The sequence below is a fragment of the Paraburkholderia aromaticivorans genome (assembly GCF_002278075.1).
Classification (GTDB): Bacteria; Pseudomonadota; Gammaproteobacteria; order Burkholderiales; family Burkholderiaceae; genus Paraburkholderia; species Paraburkholderia aromaticivorans.
The window spans coordinates 1,465,288-1,482,791 of sequence record NZ_CP022989.1 but is presented as its reverse complement, the minus strand read 5'-3'; the positions used below and the strand labels follow the sequence as shown (position 1 = coordinate 1,482,791).

The 17,504-nt window shown below is 57.7% G+C and carries 10 protein-coding genes, 4 tRNA genes and 2 rRNA genes; 1 reads left to right on the top strand and 15 read right to left on the bottom strand.

Going from position 1 to position 17,504, the window contains the following annotated elements; all coding sequences use genetic code 11:
* Window positions 1–89: 89 nt before the first annotated feature.
* The gene (gene rpoC / locus CJU94_RS06685) at window positions 90–4,328 is read right to left on the bottom strand and encodes a DNA-directed RNA polymerase subunit beta' (protein ID WP_012434576.1); all 4,239 of its coding nucleotides are present in this window, start codon (window positions 4,326–4,328) and stop codon (window positions 90–92) included.
* 21 nt (window positions 4,329–4,349) lie between these two features.
* Window positions 4,350–8,456, bottom strand: coding sequence for a DNA-directed RNA polymerase subunit beta (gene rpoB / locus CJU94_RS06680; RefSeq protein ID WP_095418040.1), 4,107 nt, complete (start codon window positions 8,454–8,456; stop codon window positions 4,350–4,352).
* Window positions 8,457–8,580: 124 nt separating this feature from the next.
* Between rpoB and CJU94_RS40775 the strand changes: the two genes are divergently transcribed.
* On the top strand, window positions 8,581–8,823 hold the full coding sequence (locus tag CJU94_RS40775) for a hypothetical protein (RefSeq protein WP_157763724.1): 243 nt from the start codon (window positions 8,581–8,583) through the stop codon (window positions 8,821–8,823).
* 3 nt (window positions 8,824–8,826) lie between these two features.
* Here CJU94_RS40775 and rplL read toward each other — a convergent pair whose 3' ends face one another.
* The 13 genes from rplL to CJU94_RS06615 form a co-directional block, all read right to left on the bottom strand.
* On the bottom strand, window positions 8,827–9,201 hold the full coding sequence (gene rplL / locus CJU94_RS06675) for a 50S ribosomal protein L7/L12 (protein ID WP_011490060.1): 375 nt from the start codon (window positions 9,199–9,201) through the stop codon (window positions 8,827–8,829).
* Between the two features lie 63 nt (window positions 9,202–9,264).
* Window positions 9,265–9,768 carry a 50S ribosomal protein L10 gene (rplJ, locus tag CJU94_RS06670; protein WP_007180144.1) on the bottom strand — a complete coding sequence of 168 codons (504 nt, stop codon included), beginning with the start codon at window positions 9,766–9,768 and terminating at the stop codon, window positions 9,265–9,267.
* Between the two features lie 302 nt (window positions 9,769–10,070).
* The gene (gene rplA, locus CJU94_RS06665; protein WP_011490061.1) at window positions 10,071–10,769 is read right to left on the bottom strand and encodes a 50S ribosomal protein L1; all 699 of its coding nucleotides are present in this window, start codon (window positions 10,767–10,769) and stop codon (window positions 10,071–10,073) included.
* Entirely contained in the window at window positions 10,770–11,201 is a 432-nt protein-coding gene (gene rplK / locus CJU94_RS06660) for a 50S ribosomal protein L11 (protein WP_007180146.1), read from the bottom strand.
* Window positions 11,202–11,365: 164 nt separating this feature from the next.
* The gene (gene nusG, locus CJU94_RS06655; RefSeq protein ID WP_007180147.1) at window positions 11,366–11,923 is read right to left on the bottom strand and encodes a transcription termination/antitermination protein NusG; all 558 of its coding nucleotides are present in this window, start codon (window positions 11,921–11,923) and stop codon (window positions 11,366–11,368) included.
* 1 nt (window position 11,924) lies between these two features.
* Window positions 11,925–12,305: a preprotein translocase subunit SecE gene (gene secE, locus CJU94_RS06650; protein ID WP_095418039.1), complete on the bottom strand. Its 381-nt coding sequence runs from the start codon at window positions 12,303–12,305 to the stop codon at window positions 11,925–11,927.
* A gap of 35 nt (window positions 12,306–12,340) precedes the next feature.
* A tRNA-Trp gene (locus CJU94_RS06645) sits at window positions 12,341–12,416 on the bottom strand.
* 64 nt (window positions 12,417–12,480) lie between these two features.
* On the bottom strand, window positions 12,481–13,671 hold the full coding sequence (gene tuf, locus CJU94_RS06640; protein ID WP_007180138.1) for an elongation factor Tu: 1,191 nt from the start codon (window positions 13,669–13,671) through the stop codon (window positions 12,481–12,483).
* Window positions 13,672–13,734: 63 nt separating this feature from the next.
* A tRNA-Thr gene (locus tag CJU94_RS06635) sits at window positions 13,735–13,809 on the bottom strand.
* A 16-nt stretch (window positions 13,810–13,825) separates the two neighbouring features.
* A tRNA-Gly gene (locus tag CJU94_RS06630) sits at window positions 13,826–13,899 on the bottom strand.
* Between the two features lie 41 nt (window positions 13,900–13,940).
* Window positions 13,941–14,026 (bottom strand) — tRNA-Tyr (locus CJU94_RS06625).
* Window positions 14,027–14,179: 153 nt separating this feature from the next.
* Window positions 14,180–14,292: ribosomal RNA gene (gene rrf, locus CJU94_RS06620) — 5S ribosomal RNA — on the bottom strand.
* 230 nt (window positions 14,293–14,522) lie between these two features.
* Window positions 14,523–17,401 (bottom strand): 23S ribosomal RNA (locus tag CJU94_RS06615).
* Between the last annotated feature and the right edge of the window lie 103 nt (window positions 17,402–17,504).

Genomic DNA, 17,504 nt, shown 5'->3' with positions numbered 1-17,504 from the left:
GCATAAAAAAAGCCGCTCAGTCGAAACTGAGCGGCTTCGCTGGCTGAAGTCCCAAGCGGCTTGCGCCGCCTGGACCTACTGACCTGAGCTTACTCGCCTGAGTGCTGCTGTTCGGCGGCCGGGGTTTCCGGCGTACCGAATTCGAACGACTCTTCCGCTGCGATCTGATCGAAACGCTCGCGGTCGGACAGTTCCTTGCTCTTGCGTGCCTTGTGGAACGCGAGACCCGTACCGGCCGGAATCAGACGGCCGACGATCACGTTTTCCTTCAGACCACGCAGGTCGTCGCGCTTGCCCATGATCGCCGCTTCGGTCAGCACGCGGGTCGTTTCCTGGAACGACGCCGCCGAGATGAACGAATCGGTCGACAACGAGGCCTTCGTGATACCGAGCAGCACGTTTTCGTACGTTGCCGGACGCTTGTCTTCCGCGATCATACGGTCGTTCTCGTCGAGCATATCCGACCGCTCGACCTGTTCGCCCGGGATGAAACGCGTATCGCCGTTGTCCGTAATCTGCACGCGGCGCAGCATCTGACGAACAATCACTTCAATGTGCTTGTCGTTGATCTTCACGCCTTGCAGACGGTACACGTCCTGCACTTCGTCCACGATGTAACGCGACAGCGCTTCGATACCTTGCAGACGCAAGATGTCGTGCGGATCGGCAGGACCGTCGACAATCATTTCGCCCTTGTTGACGACCTGACCATCGTGCACCAGAACCTGCTTTTCCTTCGCGATCAGGAACTCGTGCTGATTGCCGTCGAGGTCCGTGATAACGAGACGCTGCTTGCCCTTCGTGTCCTTACCGAACGACGTCGTGCCCGTGACTTCCGCCAGGATACCTGCGTCCTTAGGCGAACGTGCTTCGAACAGTTCAGCCACACGCGGCAGACCACCGGTAATGTCACGCGTCTTCTGCGATTCAACCGGGATACGTGCCAACACTTCACCGACCTGCACTTGCTGACCATCCTTCACGGTGATCAGAGCGCCGACCTGGAAGCCGATCTGCACCGAGTGCTCGGTGTTCGGGATCTTGACTTCTTCGCCGTTCGCGTCGAGCAGCTTGACCTGCGGACGCACCGTCTTCGAAGCTTGCGAACCACGACGCTTCACGTCGATCACGACCAGCGTGGACAGACCCGTCACATCGTCGATCTGCTTGGCAACCGTCACGCCTTCTTCGACGTTTTCGAACTTCACCGTACCGCCCCACTCGGTGATGATCGGACGCGTCATCGGATCCCACGTTGCCAGTTGCGTGCCGGCCTTGATCTGCGCGCCGTCCAGTTGCAACAGCGTCGCGCCGTACGGCACCTTGTGACGTTCGCGCTCGCGACCGTGGTCGTCGGTGATCATCGCTTCGCCCGAACGCGAGATGACGATCTGCTCGCCCTTCGCGTTGGTGACGTAACGCATCGTTGCCGTGAAACGCACCGTACCGTTCGACTTCGCTTCAACCGACGAAGCCACTGCCGCACGCGACGCCGCACCACCGATGTGGAACGTACGCATCGTGAGCTGCGTGCCCGGTTCGCCGATCGACTGCGCAGCGATCACGCCGACTGCTTCACCGACGTTGACCGACGAGCCGCGGCCCAGGTCGCGGCCGTAGCAGGCCGCGCACAAACCGTAGCGCGTTTCGCAAGTCAGCGGCGTACGCACGCGCACTTCGTCGATGCCGAGGCGTTCGATTTCTTCGACCGCGTCTTCGTCGAGCAACGTGCCCGTTTCGTACAGCGTTTCCTGCGATTCCGGATTGACGACGTCAGCCACCGTCACGCGACCCAGAATACGGTCACGCAGCGCTTCGACGACTTCACCGCCTTCGACCAACGCCTTCATGGCGACACCGTTGGACGTACCACAATCGTCCTCGACCACCACCAGATCCTGCGTCACGTCGACCAGACGACGCGTCAGGTAACCCGAGTTTGCCGTCTTCAGTGCCGTATCAGCCAGACCCTTACGTGCGCCGTGGGTCGAGATGAAGTACTGCAACACGTTCAGGCCTTCACGGAAGTTCGCCGTAATCGGCGTCTCGATGATCGAGCCGTCCGGCTTCGCCATCAGGCCACGCATACCGGCGAGCTGACGAATCTGAACCGCGGAACCACGAGCACCCGAGTCCGCCATCATGTAAATCGAGTTGAACGATTCCTGACGCGTTTCGTTGCCGTCGCGATCCGTAACCGGTTCCGTCGACAGCTGTTCCATCATCGCCTTGCCGACCGCTTCCGACGTTGCCGACCAGATGTCGACCACGTTGTTGTAGCGCTCTTGCGACGTGACGAGACCCGACATGTACTGACGGTCGTATTCCTTCACCTTCTTCGCGGCGTCGCCGACGATGGTTTCCTTCTGCGGCGGCACGAGCATGTCGTCGACGCAGATGGAAATACCCGCGCGCGTTGCCAGACGGAAACCCGACTGCATCAACTGGTCGGCGAAAATCACCGTTTCACGCAGACCGCACTTGCGGAATGCGGTGTTGATGAGGCGCGAGATTTCCTTCTTCTTCAGCGGCTTGTTGAGCACCGAGAACGGCAGGCCCGGCGGAAGGATTTCCGACAGGATTGCACGGCCGACGGTGGTCGGGTACAGCGTGATCTTCGGCACGAACGCCGGCGCACCTTCCGACTTGTCTTCGTTATGGACCATTTCGGTGATCCGCACGTTGACGCGCGAGGCGAGCTCGACTTCCTTGTTCTCGTACGCACGCAGCGCTTCCGAAACGCCGGTGAACGTCAGGCCTTCGCCCTTTGCGTTCACTGCTTCACGGGTCGCGTAGTACAGACCGAGCACGATATCCTGCGACGGCACGATCGACGGATCGCCGTTGGCCGGGAACAGGACGTTGTTCGACGCCAGCATCAGCGTGCGCGCTTCCATCTGCGCTTCCAGCGACAGCGGCACGTGAACAGCCATCTGGTCACCGTCGAAGTCGGCGTTGAACGCCGCGCAAACGAGCGGGTGCAGCTGGATTGCCTTACCTTCGATCAGCACCGGCTCGAAAGCCTGAATGCCAAGACGGTGCAACGTAGGCGCACGGTTCAGCATGACCGGATGTTCGCGGATCACCTCTTCCAGGATGTCCCACACCACCGGCGTCTGGTTCTCGACTTCCTTCTTCGCAGCCTTGATGGTGGTAGCGACACCCATCACTTCGAGCTTGTTGAAGATGAACGGCTTGAACAGTTCGAGCGCCATCAGCTTCGGCAGACCGCACTGATGCAGCTTGAGCGTCGGGCCGACCACGATCACCGAACGGCCCGAATAGTCAACGCGCTTACCGAGCAAGTTCTGACGGAAACGACCGCCCTTACCCTTGATCATGTCAGCCAGCGACTTCAACGGACGCTTGTTCGCGCCGGTCATGGCCTTACCGCGACGACCGTTGTCGAGCAGCGAGTCGACGGCTTCCTGCAGCATCCGCTTTTCGTTGCGGACGATGATTTCAGGCGCCTTCAGTTCGAGCAGACGCTTCAACCGGTTGTTACGGTTGATCACGCGGCGATACAGGTCGTTCAGGTCCGACGTCGCGAAACGGCCGCCATCCAGCGGCACCAGCGGACGCAGTTCCGGCGGCAACACCGGCAGCACTTCGAGCACCATCCAGTCGGGCTTGATGCCCGAACGCTGGAAAGCCTCGAGCACCTTCAGGCGCTTCGCGTACTTCTTGATCTTCGCTTCCGAACCCGTGTTCTTGAGTTCGGTGCGCAGCATCTCGACCTGTTCGTCGATGTTGATCGCGCGCAGCAGTTCGCGCACGCCTTCCGCGCCCATTTCAGCGCGGAATTCGTCACCGTATTCTTCGACCTTGTTGTAGTAATCCTCTTCGGTCATGATCTGCCGCGCTTTCAGCGGCGTCATGCCCGGATCGATCACCACGTATGCTTCGAAGTACAGCACGCGTTCGATGTCGCGCAGCGTCATGTCGAGCACCATGCCCAGACGCGACGGCAGCGACTTCAGGAACCAGATGTGCGCAACCGGCGAGGCCAGTTCGATGTGGCCCATGCGTTCGCGACGCACTTTCGCCAGCGTCACTTCGACGCCGCACTTCTCGCAGATCACGCCACGATGCTTCAGGCGCTTGTACTTGCCGCAAAGACATTCGTAGTCTTTGATCGGCCCGAAGATCTTCGCGCAGAACAAACCATCGCGTTCCGGTTTGAACGTCCGGTAGTTGATGGTTTCCGGCTTCTTCACTTCACCGAACGACCACGAACGGATCTTGTCCGGCGAAGCCAGACCGATCTTGATCGCGTCAAAAACTTCAGGCTGTTGGACTTGCTTGAATAGATCGAGCAGAGCTTTCATTGCTTTCTCTCCGTAGTCCGATTAGTTGCGGTCGAGGTCGATGTCGATACCGAGCGAGCGGATTTCCTTCACCAACACGTTGAAGGATTCCGGCATGCCGGCGTCGATCACGTGATCGCCCTTGACCAGGTTTTCATAAACCTTGGTCCGGCCTGTCACGTCGTCCGACTTCACCGTCAGCATTTCCTGCAGCACGTACGATGCGCCGTACGCTTCGAGCGCCCACACTTCCATTTCACCGAAACGCTGGCCACCGAATTGCGCCTTACCGCCCAACGGCTGCTGCGTCACGAGCGAGTACGGGCCCGTGGAACGCGCGTGCATCTTGTCGTCGACCAAGTGGTGCAGCTTCAGGTAGTGCATGTAGCCGACCGTCACCGTACGTTCGAACATTTCGCCCGTGCGGCCGTCGTACAGACGCACCTGATTCTTCGACGGCGTCATGCCGAGGTTCTTCGCGATGTCGTCCGGGAATGCCAGATCCAGCGCGCGCGACATTTCTTCTTCCGTCGCACCGTCGAACACCGGCGTTGCGAACGGCACGCCTTCGCGCAGGTTCTTCGCCAGTTCGACGATCTCGTCGTCCGTGAAGCTGTCCAGCTCTTCGGCGCGGCCCGACTCGTTGTAGATCTTGGTCAGGAATTCGCGCAGTTCAGCAATCTTTGCCTGACGCTGCAGCATTTCGCCGATACGCCAGCCGAGACCCTTCGCGGCCCAACCCAGATGCACTTCGAGAACCTGACCCACGTTCATCCGCGACGGCACGCCGAGCGGGTTCAGAACGACGTCAGCCGGACGGCCGTCGGCCATGTACGGCATGTCTTCGATCGGAACGATCTTCGACACGACACCCTTGTTACCGTGACGGCCGGCCATCTTGTCGCCAGGCTGCAGGCGGCGCTTGACTGCCAGATACACCTTGACCATCTTCAACACGCCCGGCGGCAGTTCGTCGCCTTGCGTGAGCTTCTTGCGCTTTTCTTCGAACGCCAGATCGAACTGGTGACGCTTCTGTTCGATCGAGTCCTTGATGGCTTCGAGCTGTGCCGCTGCTTCTTCGTCCGCGAGGCGGATGTCGAACCAGTGGTAGTGATCCAGATCTTGCAGGTAAGCCTGTTCGATCTTCGTGCCCTTCGCCAGCTTCTTCGGACCGCCGTTCGCGACCTTGCCGTCGAGCATACGTGCGAGACGCTGGAATGCGTCGCCTTCCACGATACGCAGCTGGTCGTTCAAATCGAGGCGATAACGCTTCAGTTCATCGTCGATGATCTGTTGCGCGCGCTTGTCGCGCTGAATGCCTTCACGCGTGAACACTTGAACGTCGATCACGGTGCCGCTCATGCCCGACGGCACGCGCAGCGACGTGTCCTTCACGTCCGAAGCCTTTTCACCGAAGATCGCGCGCAGCAGCTTTTCTTCCGGCGTCAGCTGGGTTTCGCCCTTCGGCGTCACCTTGCCGACCAGCACGTCGCCTGCTTCGACTTCAGCGCCGATGTAGACGATGCCCGACTCATCGAGACGGCCGAGTTGCACTTCAGCCAGGTTCGAAATGTCGCGCGTGATTTCTTCCGGTCCGAGTTTCGTATCACGAGCTACGACGTTCAGTTCTTCAATGTGGATCGACGTGTAACGGTCGTCTGCAACCACCTTCTCCGAGATCAAGATCGAATCTTCGAAGTTGTAGCCGTTCCACGGCATGAACGCGACCAGCATGTTCTGGCCGAGAGCCAGTTCGCCGAGGTCGGTCGATGCGCCGTCAGCCAGCACGTCGCCGCGCGACACGATGTCGCCGACCTTCACGATCGGGCGCTGGTTGATGTTCGTGTTCTGGTTCGAACGCGTGTACTTGATCAGGTTGTAGATGTCCACGCCGGTTTCGCCAGCAGCGGCTTCATCGTCGTTCACGCGAATCACCATACGGCCTGCGTCGACGTAATCGACCACACCGCCGCGGAATGCCTGAACCGTCGTACCCGAGTCGACTGCCACCGTGCGCTCGATACCCGTACCGACCACGGCCTTTTCAGGACGCAGACACGGCACAGCCTGACGCTGCATGTTCGAACCCATCAATGCGCGGTTCGCGTCATCGTGCTCGAGGAACGGAATCAGCGATGCTGCCACCGACACGATCTGCGACGGCGCCACGTCCATGTACTGGATGCGGTCCGGCGTGACCATCAGCGTTTCGCCTGCTTCACGCGACGACACCAGTTCGTCGGTCAGCGAGCCGTCTTCCGCCACGGCCGCGTTCGCCTGAGCGATCACGTAACGGCCTTCTTCGATCGCCGACAGGTAATCGATTTGATCCGTCACCTTGCTGTCCACGACCTTGCGATACGGCGTTTCGAGGAAGCCGTATTCGTTCAGGTGCGCATACAGCGCGAGCGAGTTGATCAGGCCGATGTTCGGACCTTCCGGCGTTTCAATCGGGCACACACGACCGTAGTGAGTCGGGTGCACGTCGCGGACTTCAAAGCCAGCGCGCTCACGCGTCAAACCGCCCGGGCCAAGAGCCGAGACACGGCGCTTGTGGGTGATTTCCGACAGCGGGTTCGTTTGGTCCATGAACTGCGACAGCTGCGACGAACCGAAGAACTCGCGAATCGCCGACGAAATCGGCTTCGAGTTGATCAGGTCGTGCGGCATCAGGTTTTCGCTTTCGGCCTGGCCGAGGCGTTCCTTCACAGCACGTTCGACACGCACGAGACCTGCGCGGAACTGGTTTTCCGCCAGTTCACCGACGCAACGCACACGACGATTGCCCAAGTGGTCGATGTCGTCCACTTCGCCCTTGCCGTTACGCAGTTCGACCAGGATCTTGATCGTGGCGAGGATGTCGTCGTCTTGCAGCGTCATCGGGCCGACGATTTCGTCGCGGCCGACACGGCGATTGAACTTCATACGACCCACCTTCGAGAGGTCGTATGCGTCTTCGCTATAGAACAGACGGTTGAACAGCGCCTCGACCGCTTCTTCGGTCGGCGGTTCGCCCGGACGCATCATGCGGTAGATCGCGATGCGTGCGGCCATCTTGTCCGCGGTTTCGTCGATACGCAGCGTCGACGAGATGTACGGACCTTGATCCAGATCGTTCGTGTAGAGCGTCTGGATGTCTTTGATCTTCGACTCGCGCAGCTTCTCGAGCGCGGTTTCCGTGATTTCGTCGTTCGCATTGGCGATGACTTCACCGGTGTCGCCGTCCACGACGTTCTTTGCCAGCACGCGGCCGAGCAAATAGTCTTCCGGGACCGAGATGAACTTGGTCTTGGCGTTATCGAGATCGCGAATGTGCTTCGCGTTGATCCGCTTGTCCTTCTGGACGATCACGTTGCCATCACGGTCCGTGATGTCGAAGCGCGCGACTTCACCACGCAGACGCTCCGGCACGAATTCCATCTGCGCGCCTTCCGGCATCAGCGTGAAATTGTCGAACACGAAGAAGTTTGCGAGGATCTGTTCCGGCGTGAGGCCGATTGCCTTCAGCAGGATCGTGACCGGCATCTTGCGGCGACGGTCGACGCGGAAGTACAGCACGTCCTTCGGGTCGAACTCGAAATCGAGCCACGAACCGCGGTAGGGAATGATACGTGCCGAGAACAGGAGCTTGCCCGAGCTGTGCGTCTTGCCCTTGTCGTGTTCGAAGAACACGCCCGGCGAACGGTGCAGCTGCGAAACGATCACACGCTCCGTGCCATTGATGACGAACGAACCCGTCGGCGTCATGAGCGGAATTTCGCCCATGTACACTTCCTGTTCCTTCACTTCCTTGACGACCGGCTTGCTCGGCGATTCCTTGTCGAGCAGCACCAGGCGCACTTTCGCGCGCAAGGCCGAGCAGTACGTCAAACCGCGCTGCTGACATTCCTTGATGTTGAATGCCGGCGGCGACAGCATGTAGCTGACGAACTCTAGACGAGCGAACCCGTTATGCGAAACAATTGGGAAAACGGAGGTGAACGCAGCTTGCAGGCCTTCCGGCTTGCGTTGCGTGGACGACGTGTCTGCTTGCAGAAACGTGCTGAATGATTCAAGCTGGGTAGCCAGCAGGAAAGGTACTTGGTGAACGATGGGGCGCTTCGCAAAACTCTTGCGAATACGCTTCTTCTCGGTGAAGGAATATTGCATACGATCTCCGAATCACGGCGGGCATTGTTGTCGAGGCAGGATACCTTGATGAGACAACCCGAGTGTTCACCGACTGAGACCCGATGGCCGTCCGATGGCTTGAACGAGCCTAGAAGCTTGGTGGTTGGCCGCTACCAACCGCTGGCTGACGGCAGCGGATGCCTATGTTGCCCGCTACCCGACCAAACTTGCCTTCTGCAGTCGCTTCAGAAGACAAAGAGAAGCGCCGGTCAATGTTGCCGAATGGCGATTTTCTTTGGCCTCTGGGGCGTCGGTTTTTGCCGAAACAAGCTGGCAAAAACGTAGTCCCCACAAAGCACAAAAAGGCCGGCGGTGGAAAACCGCCAGCCTTCGCACAGCGCGCTGAAACTTACTTGATTTCAGCCTTCGCGCCGGCTTCTTCCAGCTTCTTCTTGGCTTCTTCTGCAGCAGCCTTCGGTACCGATTCCTTAACAGGCTTCGGTGCGCCGTCGACCAGGTCCTTCGCTTCCTTCAGGCCGAGACCCGTCAGTTCACGAACAGCCTTAATGACCGAAACCTTGTTCGCGCCGACTTCCGTCAGGTTGACCGTGAACTCGGTTTGCTCTTCGGCAGCAGCAGCAGCGCCGCCACCCGCCGGGCCTGCCACTGCAACAGCAGCTGCCGACACGCCAAACTTTTCTTCGAACGCCTTGACCAGCTCGTTCAGTTCCAGAACCGACATCGAGCTTACTGCCTCGAGGATGTCTTCTTTTGCGATTGCCATTTGAAATACTCCTAAATTGAATTCGGATACAGCCAGCGATCAATCACGCTCGACTGAAGTGCATTACGCAGCGGTTTCTTCGCCTTGTTTCTTTTCTGCCAGCGCGGCCAGAGCGCGCGCAAAGCCGGAAACAGGTGCCTGCATAACGTACAACAGCTTGGAGAGCAGTTCTTCGCGGCTCGGGATGTTTGCCAGCGCTTGCACGCCCGCCTTGTCCATCACCTTGCCTTCGTAGGAACCAGCCTTGATGATCAACTTGTCATTGGTTTTGCCGAAGTCGTTGACGACCTTGGCAGCAGCAATTGCATCTTCCGAGATGCCGTAGATCAGGGGACCAGTCATCTGCTCTGCCAGCGGAGCAAACGGGGTACCTTCGACAGCGCGACGCGCCAGCGTGTTTTTCAACACGCGAAGGTAAACCTGTTGCTCACGCGCTTTCGCGCGCAGCTTGGTCAGATCGCCAACCGCGATTCCACGATACTCAGCCAGAACCACGGTCTGGGCTTTCGCGACTTGCGCGGCAACCTCAGCGACGACGGCCTGCTTGCTTTCTTTGTTAAGTGGCACGGTTAACCTCCAGATTCGATACACGCGGCGTGCGCCTTGTGTACCGCGTTCAATAACGGCGTCCGACCAGTCAGGAGTATTTCGACCACTCGACCCCCGCATTGCTGCGAGCATCGACCGGCTTCATCACTGCAAAACTTTTTCGGGTTCGCCATCTGCGTTGGCTTTGCATTAAGGACTCGCCTACCTGCTGCGTGTCCGCCAACGGTCTTTGACAACCGGTTGTTCGACGCAGACTGCCGCTTCACAACCGCCCAAAGCCCATAAAACCGCCCCGACTCACGCCGAGGCGATGAATTTTCTTACTGTGCTGCCAACGATGCCTGGTCGACGCGAACGCCAACACCCATCGTGCTCGACAGCGCAACCTTGCGCAGGTAGACACCCTTGCTCGTTGCCGGCTTCGCTTTTTGCAGCGCGTCGACGAGAGCGTTCAGGTTGCTACGCAGAGCGGTCGGCTCGAACGAAGCACGGCCGATAGTCGCATGAATAATCCCTGCCTTGTCGACACGGAATTGCACCTGACCAGCCTTGGCATTCTTCACTGCGGTCGCGACGTCCGGCGTGACCGTACCGACCTTCGGATTCGGCATCAGGCCACGCGGGCCGAGGATCTGACCAAGCGTACCGACTACGCGCATCGTGTCCGGCGAAGCGATCACGATATCGAAGTCCAGCTTGCCGGCCTTGACTTGTTCCGCGAGGTCTTCCATACCGACGACTTCTGCGCCAGCAGCACGAGCTTGCTCCGCCTTTTCGCCTTGTGCGAACACCGCGACACGAACCGACTTACCGGTACCAGCCGGCAGAACGACCGAGCCACGAACCACTTGGTCCGACTTCTTCGCGTCGATGCCGAGCTGCACTGCGACGTCGATCGACTCGTCAAACTTCGCGCTTGCGCACTCCTTCACGAGCGATAGAGCTTCGTCGATTGCGTACAGCTTCTGACGATCAACCTTGGCTGCAAATGCTTGCAGACGCTTTGAAAGCTTAGCCATTTACACGCCCTCCACGGTGATGCCCATCGAGCGGGCACTGCCAGCGATCGTACGGACCGCTGCGTCCAGATCGGCTGCCGTCAGATCAGGCATCTTGGTCTTGGCGATGTCTTCAGCTTGAGCACGCGTGATCTTGCCGACCTTGTCGGTGTGCGGCTTGCTCGAACCCTTGTCGATCTTCGCAGCTTTCTTGATCAGAACCGTTGCCGGCGGCGTCTTCAGGACGAACGTGAAGCTCTTGTCCGCAAACGCGGTGATCACAACCGGAATCGGCAGACCCGGTTCCAGTGCTTGAGTCTGCGCATTGAACGCCTTGCAGAACTCCATGATGTTCAGGCCGCGCTGGCCCAGTGCCGGACCGACCGGCGGCGACGGATTGGCTTTACCTGCAGGAATCTGCAGCTTGATAAAGCCGATGATTTTCTTTGCCATGTTGAAAACCTCTTTGGAACATCACATGGACGCACGCGATGTTCAGTGAGTAGTAGCGCGCGTTCGCCAAAAAATTGGGTACTTGCGCTCCTCAACGGTCATTACGCGGACCGTAAGCGCGAAATACGGAACGCACCGACCGGTGCGCTCCGTAGAATTCTGGATTACAGCTTTTCGACCTGGCCGAATTCCAGCTCGACCGGCGTTGCGCGGCCGAAGATTGTAACGGAAACACGGACGCGCGATTTTTCGTAATTCACTTCTTCGACGCTGCCATTGAAATCCGTGAACGGACCGTCTTTCACCCGCACCATCTCGCCAACTTCAAACAGGGTCTTAGGACGCGGCTTCTCCACGCCCTCCTGCATTTGCGACATGATCTTCTCGACTTCGCGCGGAGAAATCGGACTCGGACGATTACGCGCACCGCCTACGAAACCTGTCACCTTCGCGGTATTCTTCACGAGGTGCCACGTCTCGTCAGTCATTTCCATCTCGACCAAAACATAGCCAGGAAAGAAACGACGCTCGGTCACCGACTTGTGACCGCCCTTCACCTCAACCACCTCTTCGGTCGGAACGAGGATTTGACCAAACTGATCTTGCATGCCTGCACGTTCGATGCGCTCTTGAAGCGCACGTTGCACGCTCTTCTCCATACCGGAGTAGGCGTGCACCACGTACCAACGTTTGCCGCTCGGGGATGCCGGAGTATCGCTCATATCATTTCCAACCCAGAATCACCGAGAAAATCGCCCATTCAATGGATTTATCGCTAATCCAAAGAAAGATCGCCATGACGAACACGAAGCCGAACACCACGAGCGTTGTCTGCGTAGCCTCTTTGCGAGTCGGCCAAACAACCTTACGGACTTCCTTGTACGAGTCTTTGGCGAAAGCGATGAAACCCTTGCCAGGCGCGGAGAGAAGACCGACTGCAACACCCGCGATCGCACCTACAGCCAAGGCGGCTCCGCGGACGTACCATTCCTGGCCGCTAAGCCAGAAGAACCCCACGAACCCGGCCAAGACCAACAATACTCCCGCGACGAGCATCAGCTTGTCGCTGGATGTATTTACAGTTTCGACGGAAGGATTCGCCATAACACCTTAACGAGCGCCACATACGGCGCGAGAATTGGCAGGGGCAGAGGGAATCGAACCCCCAACCTTCGGTTTTGGAGACCGACGCTCTGCCAGTTGAGCTATACCCCTAAACCATTTGGGGTTGACGACACCGCCAACCCCGAAACTACCGATTAACGAGAACTATCTGGCGTTACTCGAGAATCTTGGCAACCACACCTGCGCCGACCGTACGGCCGCCTTCGCGGATTGCGAAGCGCAGACCTTCTTCCATTGCGATCGGGTTGATCAGCTTCACCGTGATCGACACGTTGTCGCCCGGCATGACCATTTCCTTGTCCTTCGGCAACTCGATCGAGCCCGTCACGTCCGTCGTACGGAAGTAGAACTGCGGACGATAGTTGTTGAAGAACGGCGTGTGACGGCCGCCTTCGTCCTTGCTCAGCACGTACACTTCAGCCGTGAAGTGCGTGTGCGGGTTGATCGAACCCGGCTTCGCCAGAACCTGGCCACGCTCCACGTCTTCACGCTTCGTGCCGCGCAGCAGGATACCGACGTTGTCGCCTGCCTGCCCCTGGTCGAGCAGCTTGCGGAACATTTCCACGCCCGTGCAGGTCGTCTTCACCGTCGGCTTGATACCGACGATTTCGATTTCCTCGCCAACCTTCACGACGCCGCGCTCAACGCGACCCGTCACCACCGTGCCGCGACCCGAGATCGAGAACACGTCTTCCACCGGCATCAGGAATGCGCCATCAACTGCGCGCTCCGGCGTCGGGATGTACGTGTCCAGCGCGTCGGCCAGATTCATGATCGCCACTTCGCCCAGCTCGCCCTTGTCGCCTTCCAGCGCCAGCTTGGCCGAACCCTTGATGATCGGCGTTTCGTCGCCCGGGAAGTCGTACTTCGACAGAAGTTCGCGAACTTCCATCTCGACCAGCTCCAGCAGCTCAGCGTCGTCCACCATGTCGCACTTGTTCAGGAACACGATGATGTACGGAACGCCAACCTGACGCGCCAGCAGGATGTGCTCACGCGTTTGCGGCATCGGGCCGTCAGCGGCCGAGCACACGAGGATCGCGCCGTCCATCTGCGCTGCGCCCGTGATCATGTTCTTCACATAGTCAGCGTGGCCCGGGCAGTCGACGTGTGCGTAGTGGCGGTTAGCCGTTTCGTACTCGACGTGTGCCGTGTTGATCGTGATACCACGTGCCTTTTCTTCCGGCGCCGCGTCGATCTGGTCGTATGCCTTCGCTTCGCCGCCAAACTTCTGCGTCAGAACCGTCGTGATCGCTGCCGTCAGCGTGGTCTTGCCGTGGTCAACGTGACCGATCGTGCCGACGTTCACGTGCGGCTTGGTCCGCTCAAACTTACCCTTGGCCATTTTCGACTCCTAAGAGGATTTTTCCGTACGTTGCGCCGCGCGCAAACAATCACCGAGTACTTCTGGTGCCCATGGGCAGGATCGAACTGCCGACCTCTCCCTTACCAAGGGAGTGCTCTACCACTGAGCCACATGGGCGCTACTACTGTGTTGCTGGAGCGGGTGAAGGGAATCGAACCCTCGTCGTAAGCTTGGAAGGCTTCTGCTCTACCATTGAGCTACACCCGCAAGGATTCATGGATTCCCAACAACTGCTGCAACTTGCATTCTGGTGGAGGAGGTTGGATTCGAACCAACGTAGGCGTAAGCCAACAGATTTACAGTCTGCCCCCTTTAGCCACTCGGGCACCCCTCCGTAGAGAACTGATGATTATGGGGGAACAACCGATGCTTGTCAAGACCTGCTCGACCGTTCCAAACCCAAGGCTCTCACTTATATAGTGATTTCAGCGGCCGTAAACGCAGAAACCCCACCTTTTTGGGGTGGGGTTTCTGATGCTGCTGGGGAGCCTGACGATTACCTACTTTCACACGGGAATCCGCACTATCATCGGCGTGGAGTCGTTTCACGGTCCTGTTCGGGATGGGAAGGGGTGGGACCGACTCGCTATGGTCATCAGGCATGACTTGTTGCTCGGCTGTCCCGGGGACAGCCCAGCCAATCTGGAAGAAGTAGTTTCTGGTGATGCTCACCAGGGTAGAGCGTGGGGTTGTGTTGTTTCTGTTGGCACAACACTGATCTCAACCGTGCGTTCTGCGTGCCCCATCTGGAGTTCACGCGTGCCCCCTTCGGGGGTGGGATGCTCGTAAGTGCTGAAGCACTAACGATCATCGCAAGACACACCTGTTATAGGATCAAGCCTTACGGGCAATTAGTATCAGTTAGCTTAACGCATTACTGCGCTTCCACACCTGACCTATCAACGTCCTGGTCTTGAACGACCCTTCAAGGGGCTCGAAGCCCCGGGGATATCTCATCTTAAGGCGAGTTTCCCGCTTAGATGCTTTCAGCGGTTATCTCTTCCGAACATAGCTACCCGGCGATGCCACTGGCGTGACAACCGGTACACCAGAGGTTCGTCCACTCCGGTCCTCTCGTACTAGGAGCAGCCCCCTTCAAATATCCAGCGCCCACGGCAGATAGGGACCAAACTGTCTCACGACGTTTTAAACCCAGCTCACGTACCTCTTTAAATGGCGAACAGCCATACCCTTGGGACCGGCTACAGCCCCAGGATGAGATGAGCCGACATCGAGGTGCCAAACACCGCCGTCGATATGAACTCTTGGGCGGTATCAGCCTGTTATCCCCAGAGTACCTTTTATCCGTTGAGCGATGGCCCTTCCATACAGAACCACCGGATCACTATGACCTGCTTTCGCACCTGCTCGACTTGTCGGTCTCGCAGTTAAGCACGCTTATGCCATTGCACTATCAGCACGATTTCCGACCGTACCTAGCGTACCTTCGTACTCCTCCGTTACACTTTGGGAGGAGACCGCCCCAGTCAAACTGCCTACCATGCACTGTCCCCAGTCCGGATAACGGACCAAGGTTAGAACCTCAAACAAACCAGGGTGGTATTTCAAGGACGGCTCCACGCAGACTGGCGTCCACGCTTCAAAGCCTCCCACCTATCCTACACAGACCGGTTCAAAGTCCAATGCAAAGCTACAGTAAAGGTTCATGGGGTCTTTCCGTCTAGCCGCGGGGAGATTGCATCATCACAAACACTTCAACTTCGCTGAGTCTCGGGAGGAGACAGTGTGGCCATCGTTACGCCATTCGTGCAGGTCGGAACTTACCCGACAAGGAATTTCGCTACCTTAGGACCGTTATAGTTACGGCCGCCGTTTACCGGGACTTCAATCAAGAGCTTGCACCCCATCATTTAATCTTCCGGCACCGGGCAGGCGTCACACCCTATACGTCCACTTTCGTGTTTGCAGAGTGCTGTGTTTTTATTAAACAGTCGCAGCCACCAGTTTATTGCAACCCCTTCACCCTTCTGGCGCAGGCCAGTCAAGCTACAGGGGCGTACCTTATCCCGAAGTTACGGTACCAATTTGCCGAGTTCCTTCTCCCGAGTTCTCTCAAGCGCCTTAGAATACTCATCTCGCCCACCTGTGTCGGTTTGCGGTACGGTCTTGTTAAACTGAAGCTTAGAGGCTTTTCTTGGAACCACTTCCAGTTGCTTCTTCACCGAAGTGAATGGCCTCGCACCCTTGAATTCCGCGCCCGGATTTGCCTAAGCGCCTTCTCCAATGCAAGGACCGGGACTTCCAACACCCGGACAACCTTCCGCGATCCGTCCCCCCATCGCATTTAACAATGGTGCAGGAATATTAACCTGCTTCCCATCAGCTACGCATTTCTGCCTCGCCTTAGGGGCCGACTCACCCTACGCCGATGAACGTTGCGTAGGAAACCTTGGGCTTACGGCGAGGGGGCCTTTCACCCCCTTTATCGCTACTCATGTCAGCATTCGCACTTCCGATACCTCCAGCACACTTTTCAATGCACCTTCGCAGGCTTACGGAACGCTCTCCTACCATGCACATAAATGTGCATCCGCAGCTTCGGTATATTGCTTAGCCCCGTTACATCTTCCGCGCAGGACGACTCGATCAGTGAGCTATTACGCTTTCTTTAAAGGATGGCTGCTTCTAAGCCAACCTCCTGACTGTTTTAGCCTTCCCACTTCGTTTCCCACTTAGCAATATTTGGGGACCTTAGCTGGCGGTCTGGGTTGTTTCCCTCTTGACACCGGACGTTAGCACCCGATGTCTGTCTCCCGTGATTGCACTCTTCGGTATTCGGAGTTTGCTATGGCGTAGTAATCCGCAATGGACCCCACAACCATGACAGTGCTCTACCCCCGAAGGTGATACACGAGGCACTACCTAAATAGTTTTCGGAGAGAACCAGCTATTTCCAGGTTTGTTTAGCCTTTCACCCCTATCCACAGCTCATCCCCTAACTTTTCAACGTTAGTGGGTTCGGACCTCCAGTACGTGTTACCGCACCTTCATCCTGGCCATGGATAGATCACCTGGTTTCGGGTCTACACCCAGCGACTGAACGCCCTGTTCGGACTCGCTTTCGCTACGCCTGCCCTAATCGGTTAAGCTTGCCACTGAATGTAAGTCGCTGACCCATTATACAAAAGGTACGCCGTCACCCCTTACGAGGCTCCGACTGTTTGTATGCATGCGGTTTCAGGATCTATTTCACTCCCCTCCCGGGGTTCTTTTCGCCTTTCCCTCACGGTACTGGTTCACTATCGGTCGATCACGAGTATTTAGCCTTGGAGGATGGTCCCCCCATCTTCAGACAGGATTTCACGTGTCCCGCCCTACTTGTCGTACACCTAGTTCTTCCTCGCTGTTTTCGTCTACAGGGCTATCACCTGCTATGGCGGCACTTTCCAGAGCCTTCGACTAACAATGAAGATAAAGAGTACAGGCTGGTCCCATTTCGCTCGCCACTACTCTGGGAATCTCGGTTGATTTCTTTTCCTGCGGTTACTTAGATGTTTCAGTTCACCGCGTTCGCTTCACGTAGCCTATGTATTCAGCTACGGATGACCCATACGGGCCGGGTTTCCCCATTCGGATATCGGTGGATCAAAGCTCGTTTGCCAGCTCCCCACCGCTTTTCGCAGGCTACCGCGTCCTTCATCGCCTGTGATCGCCAAGGCATCCACCACATGCACTTGTTCGCTTGACCCTATAACGGGTGTGTCTCATGTGTGATCCACTGGGAATCACACGCTCGCCACAATCGCTACAGGTTGAGTATTCGTGTTGCGCCGTATTCCAAGGCAATCTTT

What these genes read in the sequence shown, in the direction of transcription:
- nusG (WP_007180147.1), bottom strand. Translation starts at nt 11,923, where the DNA reads ATGAGCGATACTCCGGCATCCCCGAGCGGCAAACGTTGGTACGTGGTG.
- tuf (WP_007180138.1), bottom strand. Translation starts at nt 13,671, where the DNA reads ATGGCCAAGGGTAAGTTTGAGCGGACCAAGCCGCACGTGAACGTCGGC.
- rplA (WP_011490061.1), bottom strand. Translation starts at nt 10,769, where the DNA reads ATGGCTAAGCTTTCAAAGCGTCTGCAAGCATTTGCAGCCAAGGTTGAT.
- secE (WP_095418039.1), bottom strand. Translation starts at nt 12,305, where the DNA reads ATGGCGAATCCTTCCGTCGAAACTGTAAATACATCCAGCGACAAGCTG.
- rpoB (WP_095418040.1), bottom strand. Translation starts at nt 8,456, where the DNA reads ATGCAATATTCCTTCACCGAGAAGAAGCGTATTCGCAAGAGTTTTGCG.
- rplK (WP_007180146.1), bottom strand. Translation starts at nt 11,201, where the DNA reads ATGGCAAAGAAAATCATCGGCTTTATCAAGCTGCAGATTCCTGCAGGT.
- rpoC (WP_012434576.1), bottom strand. Translation starts at nt 4,328, where the DNA reads ATGAAAGCTCTGCTCGATCTATTCAAGCAAGTCCAACAGCCTGAAGTT.
- rplL (WP_011490060.1), bottom strand. Translation starts at nt 9,201, where the DNA reads ATGGCAATCGCAAAAGAAGACATCCTCGAGGCAGTAAGCTCGATGTCG.